Genomic DNA, 531 nt, shown 5'->3' with positions numbered 1-531 from the left:
GCGTAAGGGATAGCAACGAATACCGGCCCCGCGCCTAATGCCTGAAGCCGTATAAGTGAATAGCCCGACCCGACCAAAAGGAGGGTTACGCCATAATTATTTGAGCGGCGTGCCAATTTGAGAGATCATATTGCTATAACTTATTTATACATTTAAGCTTATTTTGAAAGCTTTTAATAATGGTTTATTTATTAGTAAAATGACAGTGGAAATTGTAGCGATTTTAATGATATTTCCCTTGATATTAGTGGGGAATCTACTTCTTTTTCGCCTGTTTATTAAAAGTGCAATAAAGCGATTTGTGATACCTTTTTTAGGAAATAAAGGATATTTATTAGTTGATTATAAATGGGTTGGTTTTTTTGATTGCGGGGACTTTAAAAACGAGCAAATGGATTTTGCATTGTTTAAAACCGGGCCGAAGTCGATTTCTATTTTCTCTTATATTTACTATAAGGATTTAGACAATACTAAAAGAGCAACAATTAAAATAAATGTCGAGTCGTTGTCTGTTGTCAATGTGATTTACAG

At 34.5% G+C, this 531-nt stretch carries 1 protein-coding gene; it reads left to right on the top strand.

Annotation, left to right across the window (positions count from 1 at the left end; genetic code table 11):
* Positions 1-163: 163 nt before the first annotated feature.
* The coding region (locus tag AC1DPZ_RS28780) for a hypothetical protein (protein WP_477409978.1) at positions 164-531 on the top strand (368 nt) is incomplete at its 3' end.

The sequence above is a fragment of the Mucilaginibacter sp. P4_G9 genome (genome assembly GCF_056400985.1).
Note: the sequence above shows the minus strand (reverse complement) of the source record. Positions and strands in the feature narration are given on the sequence as shown.